Source organism: Sphingomicrobium arenosum, assembly GCF_026157085.1.
Lineage (GTDB): Bacteria > Pseudomonadota > Alphaproteobacteria > Sphingomonadales > Sphingomonadaceae > Sphingomicrobium > Sphingomicrobium arenosum.
On sequence record NZ_JANPVN010000001.1, the window covers coordinates 276355 to 294721 of the forward strand.

At 64.6% G+C, this 18367-nt stretch carries 13 protein-coding genes and 1 tRNA gene; 10 read left to right on the forward strand and 4 right to left on the reverse strand.

Translation table 11 applies throughout. The features are described from left to right. From coaD to queA, 3 genes are all read left to right on the forward strand, one after another. Positions 1 to 492 carry a pantetheine-phosphate adenylyltransferase gene (coaD, locus tag NUW51_RS01225; protein ID WP_265561989.1) on the forward strand — a complete coding sequence of 164 codons (492 nt, stop codon included), beginning with the start codon at positions 1 to 3 and terminating at the stop codon, positions 490 to 492. Between the two features lie 91 nt (positions 493 to 583). Beyond that, on the forward strand, positions 584 to 1252 hold the full coding sequence (locus NUW51_RS01230) for a peptidylprolyl isomerase (protein WP_265561991.1): 669 nt from the start codon (positions 584 to 586) through the stop codon (positions 1250 to 1252). Positions 1253 to 1259: 7 nt separating this feature from the next. Continuing rightward, positions 1260 to 2291: a tRNA preQ1(34) S-adenosylmethionine ribosyltransferase-isomerase QueA gene (queA, locus tag NUW51_RS01235; RefSeq protein WP_265561993.1), complete on the forward strand. Its 1032-nt coding sequence runs from the start codon at positions 1260 to 1262 to the stop codon at positions 2289 to 2291. A gap of 3 nt (positions 2292 to 2294) precedes the next feature. Here queA and lysM read toward each other — a convergent pair whose 3' ends face one another. Further along, positions 2295 to 2750, reverse strand: a complete 456-nt coding sequence (lysM, locus tag NUW51_RS01240; protein ID WP_265561995.1) for a peptidoglycan-binding protein LysM — start codon at positions 2748 to 2750, stop codon at positions 2295 to 2297. A 155-nt stretch (positions 2751 to 2905) separates the two neighbouring features. Here lysM and tgt point away from each other — a divergent pair, with 155 nt between their 5' ends. Together tgt and NUW51_RS01250 are read left to right on the forward strand one after the other, a co-directional pair. After that, positions 2906 to 4036, forward strand: coding sequence for a tRNA guanosine(34) transglycosylase Tgt (gene tgt, locus NUW51_RS01245; protein WP_265561997.1), 1131 nt, complete (start codon positions 2906 to 2908; stop codon positions 4034 to 4036). Positions 4037 to 4072: 36 nt separating this feature from the next. Then, positions 4073 to 5572, forward strand: a complete 1500-nt coding sequence (locus NUW51_RS01250) for a glycosyltransferase family 39 protein (protein ID WP_265561998.1) — start codon at positions 4073 to 4075, stop codon at positions 5570 to 5572. Positions 5573 to 5590: 18 nt separating this feature from the next. Here NUW51_RS01250 and NUW51_RS01255 read toward each other — a convergent pair whose 3' ends face one another. Beyond that, a complete protein-coding gene (locus tag NUW51_RS01255; RefSeq protein WP_265562000.1) occupies positions 5591 to 7003 on the reverse strand; it encodes a DEAD/DEAH box helicase in 1413 nt (470 codons plus the stop codon). A 95-nt stretch (positions 7004 to 7098) separates the two neighbouring features. Next, the gene (locus tag NUW51_RS01260; protein WP_265562002.1) at positions 7099 to 7557 is read right to left on the reverse strand and encodes a hypothetical protein; all 459 of its coding nucleotides are present in this window, start codon (positions 7555 to 7557) and stop codon (positions 7099 to 7101) included. A 197-nt stretch (positions 7558 to 7754) separates the two neighbouring features. Here NUW51_RS01260 and NUW51_RS01265 point away from each other — a divergent pair, with 197 nt between their 5' ends. Next, positions 7755 to 8576 carry a SapC family protein gene (locus NUW51_RS01265; RefSeq protein WP_265562004.1) on the forward strand — a complete coding sequence of 274 codons (822 nt, stop codon included), beginning with the start codon at positions 7755 to 7757 and terminating at the stop codon, positions 8574 to 8576. Between the two features lie 84 nt (positions 8577 to 8660). Here the strand turns inward: NUW51_RS01265 and NUW51_RS01270 are convergent, their stop codons facing one another. After that, positions 8661 to 9503, reverse strand: a complete 843-nt coding sequence (locus tag NUW51_RS01270) for an N-formylglutamate amidohydrolase (RefSeq protein ID WP_265562007.1) — start codon at positions 9501 to 9503, stop codon at positions 8661 to 8663. 89 nt (positions 9504 to 9592) lie between these two features. Here NUW51_RS01270 and cpdR point away from each other — a divergent pair, with 89 nt between their 5' ends. The 4 genes from cpdR (at position 9593) to NUW51_RS01290 (ending at position 18358) form a co-directional block, all read left to right on the forward strand. Further along, positions 9593 to 9970, forward strand: a complete 378-nt coding sequence (gene cpdR / locus NUW51_RS01275) for a cell cycle two-component system response regulator CpdR (protein ID WP_265562008.1) — start codon at positions 9593 to 9595, stop codon at positions 9968 to 9970. A gap of 71 nt (positions 9971 to 10041) precedes the next feature. Next, positions 10042 to 10116: transfer RNA gene (locus tag NUW51_RS01280), tRNA-Val, on the forward strand. A 313-nt stretch (positions 10117 to 10429) separates the two neighbouring features. After that, positions 10430 to 17257, forward strand: a complete 6828-nt coding sequence (locus NUW51_RS01285) for a hypothetical protein (protein ID WP_265562010.1) — start codon at positions 10430 to 10432, stop codon at positions 17255 to 17257. A gap of 165 nt (positions 17258 to 17422) precedes the next feature. Next, a complete protein-coding gene (locus NUW51_RS01290) occupies positions 17423 to 18358 on the forward strand; it encodes an MBL fold metallo-hydrolase (RefSeq protein WP_265562012.1) in 936 nt (311 codons plus the stop codon). The last annotated feature ends 9 nt before the right edge of the window (positions 18359 to 18367 follow it).

An 18367-nucleotide genomic window follows, 5' to 3' on the forward strand; every position in this document is an offset into this window, starting at 1 on the left:
ATGCGCATCGGCGTCTATCCCGGCACCTTCGACCCCATCACCTTGGGTCATCTCGACATTATTCGGCGCGGGGCGCGGCTGGTCGACCGGCTGGTGATCGGTGTGACCACCAATCCAGCGAAGTCGCCGATGTTCAGCCTCGAGGAACGCGTCGCCATGGTCGAGGAAGCGATTGCCGACGTCGATGGCGCCTCCGTCGTCACCTTCAATTCGCTCCTCATGGATTTCGCCGCCAGCCAGAATGCCGCGATGATCGTGCGCGGGCTGCGCGCCGTGGCCGACTTCGAATATGAGTATCAGATGGCGGGCATGAACCAGCAGCTGAACGACGAGATCGAGACGGTCTTCCTGATGGCCGACGTCTCTTTGCAACCGATCGCTTCACGGCTGGTCAAGGAGATCGCCCGCTATGGAGGCCCAATCGACAAGTTCGTGACCCCGCCTGTCGCCGCGCGCGTCGCGCAAAAGGTCGCCGCCGAAACGGTTCGCTAAGCCGCGGTTCACGCTCCACCCTTTAACGACACTTCCCAAATCCGGATCGTCTCGCTAGACAGCGCATGATTCTTGGGGAGGAAGGAATAAGATGTTCAAAACTATCGGTAAAGTTACCATCGGCCTCGCCGCGCTTTCGATGATCGCCGCGCCAGGCACGGCGCAGGATCGTGACCGCAGCAAGATTCGCGCCTATGTCCCCGAGCTCAGCCACGGCCGGGTGCCTACCGAGGTCGCGCAGGATCCGGCCAACACGCTGACCTTTACGCTCGACAATGGCGGCATCATCGAGATCCAGTTGCGCCCCGATGCCGCGCCGCAGCATGTCTTTCGCATCCAGACGCTTGCCAGCCAGGGCTTCTATGACGGCCTGACCTTCCACCGTGTCATTCCCGGCTTCATGGCGCAGGGCGGCGACCCCTTGGGCAACGGTCAGGGCGGTTCGGAACTTCCCGATCTGCCGGCCGAATTTTCTACCCTGCCTCACCTTCGCGGCGTCTTCGCCATGGCCCGCGCCAATGACGAGAATAGCGCCAACAGCCAGTTCTACATCATGCTCGCCCCCAACTTCCGCCTCGACGAGAATTACACCGTCGTCGGGCGCGTGAAGCGCGGCATGAACACGGTCGACGCCATCAACCAGGGCGAGCCTCCGGCCAACCCGACCAAGATCGTCACCGCGCGTATCGGCGGCTCGCTGCCCGCTACGCCGGCCGTCGCCGCCACCACCGCCGAGACCGTCGAACAGCCCGAGGGCTAGGACCGCGATGAAAGTCGACGCCTTCGACTTCGAGCTTCCGCAAGACCGTATCGCGCTGCGCCCCGTGCGCCCGCGCGATGCGGCCCGGATGCTGTTCGTCCATGGCGATCGGATCGCCGACAAGGCCGTGCTCGACCTCCCCGATCTGCTGCGTCCCGAAGACTGCCTTGTCTTCAACGATACCAAGGTCATCCCCGCGCAGCTCGAGGGCCGGCGTGGGGAGGCCAAGGTTGGCGCGACCCTGCACAAGCGTGAAGGCACGCGCGATTGGCGCGCCTTTATCCGCAACGCCAAGCGCGTGCGCGAGGGCGACCGCATTGACTTCGGCCAGGGCGTCACCGCTATCGCTTCGGATCGCGCCGCCGACGGAAGCATCCTCCTCAGCTTCGAGGGCGAGGAGCCGGTCGAACTGCTCCTCACCCGCGCCGGCACCATGCCGCTCCCGCCCTATATTGCCTCCAAGCGCGGCGTGGACGAGGCTGACGCCGAGGATTACCAGACCATGTTCGCGAGAGAGGAGGGCGCCGTCGCCGCGCCGACCGCCTCCTTGCACTTCACCGACCGCCTCATCGAGAAGATCGACGCCGCAGGTATCGGCCGCGAAACCCTCACCCTCCATGTCGGCGCAGGCACCTTCCTGCCGGTCAAGGTCGACGATACCGACGATCATCAGATGCACGCCGAATTCGGCCGCATCGATGCCGAGACCGCCGCCCGCCTCAACGCGGTGCGGACACGGGGAGGGCGGCTCATCGCCGTCGGCACCACGGCGCTGCGCCTCCTCGAAAGCGCCGCCGACGAAGATGGCGTCATCCACCCGTTCGCCGCCGACACGTCGATCTTCATCACGCCGGGCTACAAGTTCCGCGCAGTCGGCGGCCTCATGACCAACTTTCACCTCCCCAAGTCGACCCTCTTCATGCTCGTCAGCGCGCTGATGGGGCTGCCGACAATGAAAGCCGCCTACGATCATGCGATCGCAGGCGGCTATCGGTTCTATTCCTACGGCGACAGCTCACTGCTGCTGCCTGAAGGGTAGGGGTTAGGCGAGGGCGCCTTCCTCCTGCGGGATGCGCAGGACCTGCCCCGGATAGATCTTGTCCGGATCCTCGAGCATCGGCTTGTTCGCCTCGAAGATGCGCATATAGGCATTGGCGTCGCCATATTCCTCCTTGGCGATCTTCGACAGCGTGTCGCCGCTTTCGACGCGGTGCCAATTGGCAGCCGTCCCGCCGCGCGTTGCGGCAAGCTCGTCATCGTCGACACCCGAAATGTGCTTGGTATTGCCGGCGATCGCCAGCAGCTTTTCCTTGGTCGCCTGGTCCGGCACTTTGCCCGAAATCTTCACCCGGTCGCCCTCCACGCGAACCTTGATGTCGCCTTCGAGCCCCATGCGCTCGATTTCGCGGCGGATGCTCTCGGCCTTCACTTCGGCATCCGACGCCTCGTCGAACAGTTCCTTGCCGTCATCCTTCTTGAAAATGTCGAACAGTCCCATGTGTCTCGCTCCTCTTTTTACGTTATGCCCCTGAAACGAGCCGACGACTTGCCTCGTTCCGGCAGGCGCGGCGAGATGCCTTTTCCGAGCGCCCGATGGCGAGGTCCTTCCGCTAATAGTGGAAACGCGCCGACTTCCCCGCTAAGGGCGCGGCCATGTCACGCTTTTCCTTCGAAATTTCCGCGACCGACGGCGCTGCCCGCCGCGGCGCCATCACCATGCAGCGCGGCGTCATCCAGACCCCCGCCTTCATGCCCGTGGGCACTGCCGCCACGGTGAAGGCCATGCGCCCGCACGAGGTTGCCGCCACCGGGGCCGACATCCTCCTCGGCAATACCTATCACCTGATGCTCCGCCCCGGCGCCGACCGGATGGAGCGATTGGGCGGGCTCCACAAGTTCATGAACTGGGACAAGCCGATCCTCACCGACAGCGGGGGCTATCAGGTGATGAGCCTCGGCGACCTTCGCAAGATCACCGAGGACGGCGTTGCCTTCAAGTCGCACCTCGACGGCTCGCGCCACATGATCACCCCCGAGGAATCGATGGCGATCCAGCGCAAGTTGGGCTCCGACATCGTCATGGCCTTCGATGAATGCACACCCTATCCCGCCACTCACGAGGTCGCGGAAAAGTCGATGCTCATGTCGATGCGCTGGGCCAAACGCAGCCGCGACGGCTTCGACAGCGGCGAAGCGCATGCCAGCCGCTCGGCGCTTTTCGGTATCCAGCAGGGCTCGATTTACGAGGATCTGCGGCGCATTTCGACCGACAAGCTGCTCGAGATCGGCTTCGATGGTTATGCCGTCGGCGGCCTCGCGGTTGGCGAGGGTCATGAGAAGATGTGCGAAACCCTCGACTTCGCCGCCCCCATGCTCCCGCAGGACAAGCCGCGCTACCTCATGGGCGTCGGCAAGCCCGACGACCTCATCGAGGCAGTGCGCCGCGGCGTGGACATGTTCGATTGTGTCCTGCCTTCTCGCTCGGGCCGCACGGGTCAGGCCTTCACACGCGATGGACCGATCAACATCCGCAACGCCAAATTCGCCGAGGACGAAGCCCCGCTCGACAGCGAATGTGCCTGCCCGACCTGCAGCGACTTCAGCCGCGCTTACGTCCACCATCTCGTCCGCTCGGGCGAGATTCTCGGCGCGCAGTTGATGACCGGGCACAATCTCCATTTCTATCAGGATTGGATGCGGATGATGCGCGAGGCGATTGCCGAAGGGCGCTTCGATGCCCATGCCGATGCCGCGCTTGTCCGCTATCGTGCGCGCGACATTTAACGCTGCCTTTACCCTGTTGGCGCCACCAAGGCGGGGATGAAGATGGACAACGTCACCCGCCCGGCCGCCGACGCCCGCCAGCAACGCATCGCCTTTGCGCTCGCGAGTTTGTTTGCGCTGTTCTGCCTGTGGCTCAACCCGGTCGGCTATGTCGGCTCGGGCGCTGACGATGAGCATTATCTCGCCGCCGCGCGCTGCTGGGTAGAGGCAGGCGGGCCCTGCCTCCCGACCGATCATTGGCAGACCCGCTGGCCGGTCATCGCTCCCGTTGCCGCCGCGCTCGCCCTTTTCGGTGACAGCCGCGCCAGCGTCGCCGTCGGATCGAGCCTCAGCTTCGGTCTCCTCCTCGTCGGCATCGCCGCTCTTGGCACGCGTTGGTTCGGTTGGCGCGCGGGCGTCGCCGCGCTCGTCGCTATCGCCGCAACACCCATCGTCGCGACCTTCGCGCTGACCCCCAATCCCAACGTGACCGAGCTCGCCTTCCAGCTGCTCGCACTGACCGCCGCCACGATCGCCTATCGCCGCGGCTCGGCGCGCTGGGCGTTTGTCGGTGGCATGCTCGCCGCACTGGCAGTCGCCACCCGCAACACCTCGATCCTCTTCCTCGGGGTCAGCGCGCTCGCCTGGCTGTTCCTCGACAAGGAGCGCCGCAAACCGCTCCTCTGGGCCATCGGCGGCCTCGTCGCCGTTCTCGGCGCAGAAATGACAGCCTATGCCATCGCCACCGGCGATCCGCTCGGTCGCTACACACTGGCGCTGTCACACACCGGCATTCCCTCGACCGAATTGCCCGAAGGGTTCGACACCAGCGCCTCGCCGCTGTTCAATCCGGCCTATATCGCCGCCTGGCGCCGCGAGATGGGGATCGAGCTGTTCTGGCCCATCGACGGATGGCTCAACGTGCTGGCGGGCCAGCGGCTCGGGCCACTCCTCATCGCCGCCTTGTTCGGCACCCTGCTGTTGCGCCGTCGCCTGTCGCCCGAGACACGCACCATCCTCGCCCGCGCCGCGCTCGGTACCGGACTCTTCATCATCCTCCTCACCTGGGGCCTCGCGGTCGATCCGAAGGCACGAATGTTCATGAGCGCGGGTGCGCTCGCCGCGCTGACCTTGGGGGCGCTCGTCGCGGCGCGTCCCGATGGCCGCACCGCACTGCTTGGCTATGCGCTGCTCGCCTTCCATCTCATCCTCGGGCTCGCCACCATCGCCGCTTATCCGCACAGCCGTAACGGCGAAGCCGCCGCCGCGCGCTGGATCGCCGAGCATGGCGAGCAAGTCGAACTCTTTCCCGGCGCGGTGACCTATCTCACCTTCCTCGACGGCGTCGCCGACCTGCCGCTCCAGGGCAGTGGCCAGCCCATGCTGATCGCGCTTACCGGCGGCCCGTGCGAAACCGCCATCGTCGACCAACCCGGCTACGGCCCCACCGCGCGCGTCATCGACCGCGCCGACCAGGGGCCGGCGACCTCGGCGGAACTGTGCCTGTTCGAATATGCGCCCGACTATTGGGAACGCCCCGACCAGCGTACGCGCTAGCCGGAAACGGCGAGTGGCCTAGCCCTTCGTGCCGACGTGCAGGAAGTCGGGCAGGGGCCCGTTCCAGTCATTATTATAGGTCGGCACCACGCTGTTCGAAGGCGAGAGCGATGCATCGTCCGCATCGTCATTTGCGTCGCGCTTGGCCTTGCCGCGCCCCTTGGGCTTCTCCGCGCGGGGCGCATCCTTCTCGGCCTTCTTGCGGCGCGACCGCTTGGGCGCATCATCTTCGACCTGCGCATCGTGCTGCTCAGGCTCCGGCTCAGGCTTGCGCTTCGGCTTCTTGTCGGCTTGAGCCTTGACCTTCGCCGCCGCAGCCGAACCGCCGACACGCTTGATCTTATGCTTGGTCAGCTTCTCGATCGTCTCGATCAATTCCTCGTCCGCCGGCGTCACTAGCGAGTAGGCCACGCCCGTCGCGCCCGCGCGCCCGGTGCGCCCGATGCGGTGGACATAATCGTCGGGATGGAAGGGGACGTCGAAATTGACGACCGTGGACACGCCCTTCACGTCGAGCCCGCGCGCCGCTACGTCGCTCGCCACCAGCACGTTGATCTCGCCATTCTTGAAACGGTCGAGTTCGGCGATGCGATTGGCCTGGTCCATGTCGCCTTGGATCTGGCCGACATTGAAGCCCGAGCGCTGCAAATCGGTCGCCAAGTCGCGCACGGTTGTCTTGCGATTGGAAAAGACGATGGCCGTTTCGGTTTGGGGTAGACGCAGGATCTCGCGCAGCGCCGCGCGCTTGTCGCGCGGCGTCACCGGCACGACGATCTGTTCAATATTCTTGTTGGTGGTCGCCGCGCGCGCCACCTCGACCGTCTTGGGATCGGTCAGGAAGCGATCGGCCAGCTTCTTGATCGGCGGTGGCATGGTCGCCGAAAACAGGAGCGTCTGACGCTCCTTGGGCAGCTTGAGGCAGATGCTCTCGATATCGGGTATGAACCCCATGTCGAGCATGCGGTCGGCCTCGTCGATGACGAGCAGGTCGCAGGCGGTCAGCAGGATCTTGCCGCGCTCGAAAAGGTCGAGCAGGCGGCCTGGCGTCGCGATCAGCACGTCGACGCCGCCGTCGAGCGCCTTGACCTGGTCGCCCATCTGCACCCCGCCGATGAGCAGCACCATCGAGAGATTGTGATACTTGCCGTATTTTTCGAAATTCTCGCTGACCTGCTGCGCCAGTTCGCGGGTCGGGCAGAGGATCAGGCTGCGCGGCATGCGCGCGCGGCTGCGTCCCTGCGCCAAAACATCGATCATGGGGAGAACGAAGCTCGCCGTCTTGCCCGTCCCGGTCTGCGCAATGCCGATGAGGTCCTTGCCCATAAGAGTGGGCGGGATCGCCTTGGCCTGGATCGGGGTCGGGTCGGTATAGCCGCTGTCCTCGACCGCGCGCAAAAGTTCGTCAGAAAGGCCGAGTTCGGCAAAACCCATGAAAATATCCGGAAAAAATCAAAGCAAGAAGCAGGCGAGAACCTGCCCGCGCGCCTTGCCCGCAAATAGGGCAAAGGTCAAGATTTGACCTCGGTTCAGTCGTTCTGGGAGGCGGTTTGCCCTGCGACGGGGCGCAACCGCTGGAACCGCTCGATCCGGCACGAGCCGCCCATCCGCGTGCGAATGACGTCGCGCCGCGCGCACAAACGCTCGTCGTCGGGCTGGACGTAGAAACCGCCGTAAAAATCGAGGCTCGGGCAGCGCGCATCCATCGTTACCCGCATGCGGCTGTTGTCCTCGAGCAGGAAATCGATGCTGCGCGGTCCGACGAGCCGGGCCCCGGCGATCCGTGCGCTATCGAAACAACGCGGCCCGCGCTCGACCGAAAATTGCAGCGGCTCCGACCTTTTGGGGCGGATCGGCACGCGAATAACCAGCTGGTTGCGGATGACCACGCGGCGCACCCGCGGCGCCGTTTCGGGCGCGCGGCGCAGCATTCGCTCGGGCTGGTCGGCGGTGCCGAGCAGCAGCGCTGCCATCGCGCTTAGGATCATTGGCTCGCTCTCATTGGCTCGTGCGATTGCCACTTGGCAATTGAACCGTAAATGAATTTTTGATTTTTCCCTGTGCATGGCGCTGCTTGCACCCTGTCGCAAGAGTCTCTAGATGGCACTCGCGACATTTACCCCAACGGCGGGCCGGGGGCGTTCAACCGTGGCTTGCCGAACAACACTTCCAGGAGATTTTGGAAATGGCGACTGAAGCGCCCAAGTCGGTTCTGCCGGTCATGTACAACGACCTCGAGCCGATTACCAAGGACAAGCATGGCAAGATGAAGGTCAAGACCTTCGACAAGATGCCGTTCGCTGCGAAGATGCACGCGGTTCCGGTGACCGTCGAGGAAATCCCGCTGCTCCAGCGCCATTTCCCGATCGTCTTCACCACCGGCGAGAACATGCTGCCGATCGCGCTGATGGGCCTCAACGAAGGCGCCAACGCCTTCTTCGACGACGAAGGCAATCTCGTCGACAACAAGGTATACCTGCCGGCCTACCTGCGCCGCTATCCCTTCATGCTCGCCCGCCTGCGCAAGGATTCGGAAGAGCTCTCGCTGTGCATCGACCCGACCTCGGGCGTGCTCGACGAGAAGGAAGGCGATGCCCTGTTCGACGGCGATGCGCCCTCGCAGCGCACCCAGGACATCCTCAAGTTCTGCGAGCAGTTCGAAACCTCGGCGCAGCGCACCGGCGCCTTCGTCGAAGAACTCAAGAAGCTCGACATCCTCATGGACGGCGAAGTGGCGATCCAGCCCGATGGCATGGACAAGCCCTATCTCTATCGCGGTTTCAAGATGATCGACGAAGCCAAGTTCCGTGAACTGAAGGGCGACCAGCTGCGCAAGATGAACCAGAACGGCATGCTGCCGATCGTCATCGCGCACCTCTTCTCGCTCGGCCAGATCCGCGACATCTTCGCGCGTCAGGTTCGCGCCGGCAAGGGCCCGGTGTCGGTCGAGGAACTCGAAGGCACCAAGGGTGACAAGCCTGCCAAGGGCAAGAAGGAAAAGGCGTAAGCCCGACCTCGCCGCGGCGGTGTGAAAGCCTCGCCGCGGTGCGCTGAAAAATGGCCCCGCTTCCCATGGGAGGCGGGGCCTTTTTCATTCGGCCGCCTGTCGCTCGCCTGATGGAAGCGCCGCCTCGATTCTGGCGGCAATGGCCGTGACCAGCCGCGTGATCCGTCCCATCCCGCTCCCCGGCACGCGCAGGGCCCTGCCGAGATAAAGCGACCGATCGATCTCCAGCTGCAGGACATGGACGCCGCGCGTCGGGGCGCCGTGACGCCGCGCGATCTCGCCGCCCGCATAAGGGTGGTTCAATCCCGCCTCGAGCCCCGCTGCTTCGATTGCCGCGACGGCCGCCGCGCCAACCCACGGCGCTGCACTGCTGCCATGCCGATCCCCAAGCACCAAGCGCGGCAACCCCCGTTTCCTGGGCGGCATCGAATGACAATCCAGCAGAATCGCCGCGCCCTGGCGCTCGACCGTCTCGTCGATCATCCGCTCGAGCGCTGCATGATAGGGCGTCCAGGCATCGGCGATGCGCTGCTCGAGGGCGGGCAGGGGGACAGGTTCCTTCCACAGTGACTTCCCCGCACCCTTGGCGATCACGATGCCGAGCCCATGCGCGGCCTTGCTACCTGGCGGCGCGGGGGGTGTGCCGGGATGAAGGGCGGCAACCCGCTCGTCGGGCGCCCGATTGGGGTCGAGCGCGGCGCGCGGTGTCCGCGCTACCACGGCGCCATGCCCCGCCTCGATGAGCGGCGCGACCAATCTGTCCACATAAGGGTCGGCCAGCGCCGCCAGCGCCCGCGCACCTCCATGCACCTGCCGCGCCAGAGCCGGAGGGCAATCGCGCCCTGAATGCGGCACCGACAGGAGCAGCGGACTGTTACTGCGGGGGGCGATCACGATCGGGGCGGGGAGGGCGGCGTCGGGCAGCATCGTGGCCCGGACGTACCACTTTGTGACAGTCGCGTCCTCATCATCCTTAACGACTGGAAAATTGTCCGCGACAGGCGCATAGGGAAAATATGTCGAGGATACTGCTAGCCGAAGACGATCAGTCGATGCGCGAATATCTGGCGCGCGCGCTCGAACGCGTCGGCTATGAGGTCGTCGCGGTCGATTGCGGCACCAAGGCGCTGCCGCTGCTCGAGGAGGGGAAGTACGACCTGCTCCTCACCGATATCGTCATGCCCGAAATGGACGGGATCGAACTGGCGCAAAAGGCGAGCGCGCTCGATCCCGCCATCCGCGTGATGTTCATCACGGGCTTTGCCGCCGTCGCGCTCCAGGCCGGTCGCACCGCGCCCGAGGCCAAGCTCCTGTCCAAGCCCTTCCATTTGAAGGACCTTGTCGCCGAGGTGGATCGGATGTTCCAGACCGAGGACCAGCACGGCCGCTTGTAAGGCTTTTTCGCGAAAGCGGAAAAAAGGGGTTGGCAAGGCGGCGATCCTTTCCTAAATGCCGCCTCCGTCATGGGCGTGTAGCTCAGTGGTAGAGCACTATGTTGACATCGTAGGGGTCGCAAGTTCAATCCTTGCCACGCCCACCATGACCTCCCGATCACGGGACAATCAAAAGGCGGCTCCGACCTCGCGTCGGGCCGCCTTTTTGCTTATCCGCCCCTGCTCATGGTCGGCAGCCGACCGATGGCGGGAATGTCGGATAAACGACTGATGTGGCTTTCAAGCACGCATTAATCGTTAATTAAATTTAATGGGTTGAACGCGGTCAACATTCCAGTCTATCGGGCATCGTACTCGGGGAGGGGGGGGGCTGCGTCCGTGGCCCGGCTTTTCCGGAAAATTTGTGGAAACGATCGTCGCTCCTGCACGTGCGGGGCGCGTGTTTGTGGAGTTGTATCTATGTCCCGTCAGGCCAATCGCCTTCGCTCGCTCAAATGGTCCGCATCGGTCGTCGCGCTGGCGGGTTCGGCCGCAGTGCTCCCGCAGCAGGCAGCTGCCGAAGACTATTGCTACGTGTACGCCGGGATCACAAATCACTACGACTGCGAAGACAATGGTGCTCCGAAGTCGACCGCCATCAACTTCAACGGGTCGGGCAGCTCCTCGCCGCTCATTCTCCACCTCATCTCGCCGTTCGAGATGTCGACGTCCATTCCCGGCAACTTGATCACGCTGACCCAGACCTCGGGCGCGGTAGAGGTCACGCAATATAGCGCCGGTTATGGCTTCGGCACGGGTGCAGGCACGTATACGGCGACCAGCGGTTCGGCGCTTACCGTGACCGCTTCGAACGGTATCGACATCAACATGCGCAACGTCAGTCTTTCTGGCTCCGCTTACGGGATGAACCTCTCCAATGGCGCGAGCGGTCAGATCGATGTGGAGATCGGATCGGTCAGCGGCAATGCGGGCGCCATCCGGATGCAGAATTCTGGACCTGGAGGGATCAACGCGGATATTTTCGGGAGTGTAAATTCGCTGTCGGGAACTGGTGTCTTTATCAACGATTATGGCACGGGTTCGGTCGTCATGACGATTGTCGGTCATGTGACGGGGGCGAACGGATCGGGCATTGAGGTGCGCGATTCCTCGACCGGCGACTTGCGTCTCGATCTCATCGGTGACGTGTTTGCGGGCGTCAATACCGGCATCTGGATGGTCCGCACGTCCTCGGGCCAAGGTAACGTGGTCGTCGACATCGCGGGCGATGTCACCGCTACCAATCTCTACGGCATCGTCGCCGCGGCCGCAGCAGCAGGCGCGACCGGCAACATCGACGTCGATGTCGTCGGCAACGTCACTGCGCGTCGCGTCGGCATCACCGGCGAGGCGAATGTCGGCAACGTTGACATTAATGTCACCGGCAACGTCTCGGTGACCGAGGATCTTGCGATCAACGCCAGCACCAACGATGGCGACATTTTCGTCGACGTGAACGGCAATCTGGAAGCGTTCTACAGCACGCTGCGGGCGACGGGCACCGGCGGCTATGTCGACGTCGAGGTCGACAATGTCACCGCGACCAACGGCGAGGCCGTTACCTTGTCGAGCAACGGTACCGGCCTGGAATTTGATTCGAGTGGGCTCGTCACCGGCGAGATCGGCATCGACGCCGGCAATCTCGGCGCGGGCAACCTCACGCTCACCGTCAACAACGTCACTGGCACGGCGGGTGACGCGATCGAAGCGACCAACGCGGGCGGCGACCTTCTGATCACGGCGGCTGGTACCGTCACGGGTGCGGTTCGCGGTATCGAAGCAGTCCAGAACGGCACCGGCGTCACCACCATCAACGTCGGCGACGTCACCGGTCAATCGAGCGGCGCGATCTACGTCCAGAGCGCTGGCGGCACCGTTTCGGTCACCTCGACCGGTCAGCTGACCGGCGCGGTCAACGGCATTCGCGTCGATCAGAATGGCACTGGCGACACGATCCTCGCGCTCAACAATGTCGCAGCGCAGAGCGGCGACGGCGTAGCTGTTTTCCAGAACGGCGCAGGCGCGGTCGATATCACGACCGACGGCCTCGTCACCGGCACCAACCGCGGCATTTACGTTGACGCCGCCCCTGCCGCGACCGACGTGACCGTGCTTGCCAATGCCGTCTCGAGCGGAAATTACGGCATCTATGTCGATCACGATGGCACCGGCGCGACGACGGTCACTGCCGATGGCAGCATTACCACGACGCTGGCTGGCACCTCGGACGGCATTTACGTCAACACCGCTGCGACCACGACGGGCGATGTCAACGTGACCGCCAACGGCAAGATCACCGTGGCCGGTGACGGCGACGGCATCGATGCGCAGCATTACGGCAGCGGCGATCTCATCATCACTACCGCTGAAATGGACGTGAACCGCACCGGCATCTTCGCCAACGTCTACAACGCCGGTGACATCTTCATCACCTCGAACGGCCTCATCGAGGCCGACATCATCGGTATTCACGTCAACAATTTCGGGACCGGTGACACCAACATCACCGTCAACGAAGCCATCAACGCGACTGGCACCGGCATCTACGTCGATAACGACGGCGGTGCGGTCAATATCCTCGCGACCGAGACGATCTCCGGCGGCTTCTATTCGGTTGGGCTCGACGGCGGCATCAAAATCGACCAGTCGGGCGATGGTGTGGTGGACATTGATGCGACCAGCATCGTCACCACCGCGGGTGCTGGCATCAGCATCGTGAATTCGGGCACTGGCGCGGTCGACATCGACCTCTCCGGTTCGATCGACGCGGTCGGCAACGGTGTCTATGTCTACAACTCAAATACGGCGCAGGGTGGCACCGACGTCACCGTCGCCGGCACGATCGACAGCACCAACGGCTGGGGCGTGTACGTCCGCTCGGTCTCGCCGAGCGACATCGACATCGACGTGCTTGGCACCATCACCGCAGCAAGCGGCGTCTACGCCTACAACAGCGTCGGCGATTCGTCGGTGACCACCTTCATCGACACGGCGGCCGTGGATGCAATCGGCAACGGCATCTACGCCATTCAGGGCTACAGCGGGAATATCGATATTCACGCGACGGGCGACGTGACGTCCAGCGGCGGCGCCGGCGTGACCGCCTGGGCGGCCTATCATGGCGCCGGCCAGGGCAATATCGACATCCAGGCCGACGGCGACGTTTCGACGTTCGGCAATGGCATCTGGGCGTCGGCCTTCGACGGCTACATCGACATCGACGCCAACGGGGCGGTCACGTCGACGAACGGCCTCGGCATCCAGGCCTACACCGCGAACGGTTCGGTCACGGTGGATGCCGATGGCGCGGTCAGCGGCACCGGGGGCATCAGCGCCTCGGCGGCGTCGGGCGGCAATGTGGTCGTCTTCGCCCGCGACACCGTCAGCGGCACCAACGGTGCCGGCATCGCGACCTACAACAACGGCCTTGGCATCGACATCGATGCAGCGACAGCCGTGTCGGGCACGACGGTGGGCATCTATGCCGACCAGGATGGTGCTGGCGGCATCGACATCGATGCGCTCGGCACCGTCTCGGGAGGAACCTACGGGATCCAGACCGACAATGCCGGTGTCGGGATCACCGACATCCTGACGACGCAGCTCGTCAACGGCGGCTTCATCGGTATCCAGGCCACCAGCTCGGGGGGCGGTGACATCCTCCTCAACACCGGGGCGGTCACGGGTGGCAGCGATGCGATCCAGCTGGTGAACAACAATGGCACGAGCGGCGATATCACGGCGACGATCAACGGCGCACTGTCCGGCGGCTACGATGCCGGTCTCTATGCCGAAAACCATGGTGGCGCGTCCACGATCCACGCGCGGTCGACCGTGAGCGGTCGCAACGGCATCGTCGGCTGGTCTGGTTCTTCGGCCGTCGGCGATATCCAGATCACGGCCGACGGCGCCGTGACGGCCACCGATTACGGTCTCGGCGGAGTTCACAACGGGTTGGGTGATATCGCCATTACCGCCCACGACCTCGTGAGCGCCACCAGTTACGGCATTGCGGCTTATCATTACGGCACGGGTGACATTCGTATCGCCACCGACGCGGTCGTGGCCACCACCTCCGCCACGGGCATCCAGGCCTCGTCCTATGGCCTTGGCGATATCACGATCATTGCCGGCGGCACGGTGACGGGGAACTCGGGCATCGACGCCGTCCAGGGCACTGCTGGTGGTGACATTACCATCACCGCGGGCGACGTGTTCGGCCTCAACTACACCGGCATCGCGGCCTACCATTTCCCGAGCACTGCCGGAGGTGACATCACGATCACGGCGACCGGCGACGTCGTCGGGGGCGGCACCACGGGTCGCGGGATCGTGGCGGCCGGCTGGGATGCCGGCACGTTCTTCGCCATCAACGGGTCGGTCGACGTGACCGCGCTCGGCACCGTCTACGGCGCCGAGTACGGGATGGTCGTGGGCGGCCTCGACGGCGTCACCGTCACGCTCGGCAGCGACGCCAATCTTGGCGCGTCGAGCGACGCGGCGTTCCTGTCCGCCGGCGGCGACACCACCGTCTACAACGACGGCACGGTCACCGGCTACATGACCTTCGGGGCTGGCAACGACACCTTCTATAATGGCTCGGCGCTGAGCGTGAACCTGCGCAACTTCGCGGACACTGACTTCAACGGCGTGCGCGACACCGAAGGCGTTGCCATCAACGACTTCGGCGCGGGCACCGACCTGTTCGTCAACGAAGCCGGCATGGTCGTGCGTCTCCTCACCGTCGAGGACATGGCTGGCTTCTCGGCCGGCACCGACGACGACACCGCGCCGACCACGATCGACGACACCGGCGCGCTCGCCAGCACCTCGGTCGCGGCGGCGGGCGTCGAACAGGCGCAGTTCCTGGGTCTCGAAACCTTCGAGAACGCCGGTGCCATCGTCATGGCCGACGCGCTGACGGGCGGCACGGGTCCGGTCGCGGGCGACATCATCGTCATCACCGGCAGCGACACCGCCGGCACCGATGGCGAGGGCGTCTACCTGTCGAACGGCGGCGAGCTCTACAGCGACGTCGACCTCGCCACGCTCGAAGCCGACATGCTGATGATCGACACCGCCGTCCTTGGCACCGGTGCCACGACCATCTTCCTCGACTTCGTCGGCGGTGCCAGCGCGGTTGCGCTCGATGCCGATGACGATGGCCTGTTCACCGACGGCGAAGGCCTGCTCCTCGTCAACGTGCTCGACATGGCGGGCTCGGACACGGGCGTGTTCGACCTTGCGGCACCGATCATCAGCGATGGCGTGCTCTACAGCCTGTTCGAGGGCTCGGACGGCTATTATCTGTCGAATATCGTCGGCGCGACCGACCTCGGCGTCTGCGGCGCTGGCACCGTCACCATCGACGGCACCGACAGCTACACCGATGTCCTTGGCTGCTCGTTCAACGAAGCGGTCACGGTCGAAGGCGATGCCACCGTCGAGCTTATCGAGCTGGCCGGCGGCAGCGACAGCGTCACCGTGGGCGGCAATGCCTCGGTCGGCATGATCAACACCTCGGGTGCGGGTCAGGACGACAGCGCCGATCTCGATGGTGCGGACATCGTCATCGTCGACACCACCGGCACGGTGGGCGCGATCACGACCGACCTCGGCGACGACGGCGTTTCGATCGCCAACGTCACCGGCCTGATCTCGGTCGACCTCGGGGCAGGCGACGACGTGCTCGTCTTCACCGGTGGCTTTACCGGCACCGAAGCGCTCGAGGGCGGTGAGGGCGACGACAGCCTCGCCCTCGTCGAGATCGAAGCGAGCGCCGATGGCGACCTGATCACCGGCTTCGAGACGGTCCAGATCAGCGATGAAAGCGTCATCGACATGGGAGGAACGCTGGCCGCGGAACTCTATGTCCTCACTGGCTCGACGCTGACCGCCATGACCGGCTTCGGCGTGGACGGCGACTTCTACCTCGACGCCGACTCGCTGCTCGATGCCAGCGCGGGCGCCTTCGTCACCGGCGATGCCTTCATCGACGGCACGGTCACCATGATCGACGGTGCGACCGACGGCCTCTTCGCCGTCGACGGCACGCTCAACGCAGGCGGGACCTCGGTGTTCGGCTTCGATATCGAGCTCGGCACGGCGAGCGCCGATCTCGTCACCGCCGATGCCTTCGTCGGCGGCGCGACCATCGAGCTCGATCTCATCGGCACCGCCACCAATGGCGAAGACGTGCTCCTCATCGACACCGACAGCGATTTGGCCACCGGCCAATTCGTGCTCGACGGCGGCGCCTTCCGCGTCGGTGCCTACGACTATGATCTCGAAGCGATCGAGGGCGACCTCTTCCTTGCCTCGCAGATCGTCGCGCAGGCCTCGCTCTATGAAGCGCTGCCGCACCTCATGGGCCTCCATGCCGAACTGCCCAGCTACGCCGAACGTCATGGCGGGCAGGCGCGCATGGGCGACACCGGCCTGTGGATGCGTGTCGACCAGCAGAACGACCATTTCGAACCGCGGGCTTCGCTGACGGGCTTCGCGCTCGACACCGCGCAGCTTGGCGGCGAGATCGGTTTCGACGCCGCGATGAGCGAAAACCTCGCCGTTTCGGTCTGGGGCGAGCTCGGCCGCACCAGCGGTGAAGTGTCGGCGGTCAGCGGGAACGGGGAAATCGACAGCAGCCACTTCGGCGTGGGCGCGGCGATGACCTTCGCCTCGGCCTCGGGGCTCTACCTCGATGTTCAGGGCCGCTATCGCAACGTCGATGTCGATGTCGACAGCGCCCTCCTCGGCGAGGTTGCCGACGATCTTGGCCGCGACCTGCTCGTCGGCTCGATCGAAGTCGGGCAGCGCATCGCACTGTCGGGCAACTGGTCGCTCGTCCCGCAAGCGCAGCTGACCTATGGCGGCCAGCAGCTCGGGACGATCGTCGGCCCGGATGGCGAAACTGTTGCCTTCACCGGTGACGAGCAGCGCCTCATCGGCCGCTTCGGTCTCGCCACTGAGCTGCGCCAGCCCGTCGCGGGCGGCGATGCGAGCATGTATCTCGCCGCCGACGTCATCCGCGACTTCAACACCGACCGGTCGATCTCGCTCGACGTGACCGACCTTGGCAGCGAGGCGGTGGGCACGATGGGCGAACTGTCGATCGGCGCCGCCTTCGCCTTCGGTGAAGGCCAGCGCTATCGCCTGTGGACGCAGGGTGGCCTGCGTACCGGCCTCGACGACAGCCATGCCGAACGCCTCGGCACCGGCCTGACCGTGGGCTTCGGCGCTCGCTTCTAAGCGAGGCTGCTTCGGTACGAAGAAAGGCCGTCCCACCTCAAGCGGGTGGGGCGGCCTTCTTCGTTTGAGGCCTCCGATTCAGTCAATCATTCCAAACCCTTGACGCCTGCTCGGATGTAACTATGTATCATGAACTAAGCGGCGAGGGGCCGCGTTAGGAGGGACATGGTCAGCAATAGCGACACCGCGCTCGACGGCGCGCGCGACATCATCCGCGCCGCGCTCGAGGACGAAACGAAGCGCCCCACCATCGCCGGCTTCTTCGATGAAGCCACCAATACCGTCAGCTACGTCGTCCACGACGCGGCGACGGGCCAAGCCGCCATCATCGATAGCGTCCTCGACTATGATGCCGCTTCGGGCCGCACCGCGACCCGCTCGGCCGGGCTGATCGAGGATTATGTCGATAAGAAAGGGCTCGAGACCCAGTGGGTCATGGAGACCCACGCCCATGCCGACCACATCTCCGCTGCGCCCTATCTACAGGGAAAGCTCGGCGGCCAGCTCGCCATCGGCAAGGACATCATTCGCGTGCAGGACGTGTTCGGCAAGATCTTCAACGCTGGTACCGACTTCGAACGCGACGGCTCGCAATTCGACCGTCTGTTCGTCGACGGCGACCGCTTCAAGATCGGCAATCTCGACGCCATCGCGCTCCACGTGCCGGGCCATACGCCCGCCGACATGGCCTATGTCATTGGCGATACCGCCTTTGTCGGCGACACGATCTTCATGCCCGACTTCGGCACCGCGCGGACCGATTTTCCGGGCGGCAGTGCGCATGAACTCTACCGCTCGATTCGCCGCCTCCTCGACCTTCCGCGCGAGACGCGCATCTTCCTGTGCCATGACTACAAAGCTCCCGGTCGCGACAATTATGCGTGGGAGACCACCGTCGGCCAGCAGCGCGACGAGAATGTCCATGTCCGTGACGGCGTTACCGAGGAGGAGTTCGTCGAGCTGCGCACCAGCCGCGACCGGAACCTTGCCATGCCCGAACTGATCATGCCCTCGGTCCAGGTCAACATCCGCGGCGGGCGCCTGCCCGAACCCGAGGACAATGGCGTCTCCTATATCAAGATCCCCATCAACACGCTCTGAAAAGGCCAC

Coding starts and splice junctions, on each gene's coding strand:
- coaD (WP_265561989.1), top strand. CDS start 1: ATGCGCATCGGCGTCTATCCCGGCACCTTCGACCCCATCACCTTGGGT.
- NUW51_RS01230 (WP_265561991.1), top strand. CDS start 584: ATGTTCAAAACTATCGGTAAAGTTACCATCGGCCTCGCCGCGCTTTCG.
- queA (WP_265561993.1), top strand. CDS start 1,260: ATGAAAGTCGACGCCTTCGACTTCGAGCTTCCGCAAGACCGTATCGCG.
- lysM (WP_265561995.1), bottom strand. CDS start 2,750: ATGGGACTGTTCGACATTTTCAAGAAGGATGACGGCAAGGAACTGTTC.
- tgt (WP_265561997.1), top strand. CDS start 2,906: ATGTCACGCTTTTCCTTCGAAATTTCCGCGACCGACGGCGCTGCCCGC.
- NUW51_RS01250 (WP_265561998.1), top strand. CDS start 4,073: ATGAAGATGGACAACGTCACCCGCCCGGCCGCCGACGCCCGCCAGCAA.
- NUW51_RS01255 (WP_265562000.1), bottom strand. CDS start 7,003: ATGGGTTTTGCCGAACTCGGCCTTTCTGACGAACTTTTGCGCGCGGTC.
- NUW51_RS01260 (WP_265562002.1), bottom strand. CDS start 7,557: ATGATCCTAAGCGCGATGGCAGCGCTGCTGCTCGGCACCGCCGACCAG.
- NUW51_RS01265 (WP_265562004.1), top strand. CDS start 7,755: ATGGCGACTGAAGCGCCCAAGTCGGTTCTGCCGGTCATGTACAACGAC.
- NUW51_RS01270 (WP_265562007.1), bottom strand. CDS start 9,503: ATGCTGCCCGACGCCGCCCTCCCCGCCCCGATCGTGATCGCCCCCCGC.
- cpdR (WP_265562008.1), top strand. CDS start 9,593: ATGTCGAGGATACTGCTAGCCGAAGACGATCAGTCGATGCGCGAATAT.
- NUW51_RS01285 (WP_265562010.1), top strand. CDS start 10,430: ATGTCCCGTCAGGCCAATCGCCTTCGCTCGCTCAAATGGTCCGCATCG.
- NUW51_RS01290 (WP_265562012.1), top strand. CDS start 17,423: ATGGTCAGCAATAGCGACACCGCGCTCGACGGCGCGCGCGACATCATC.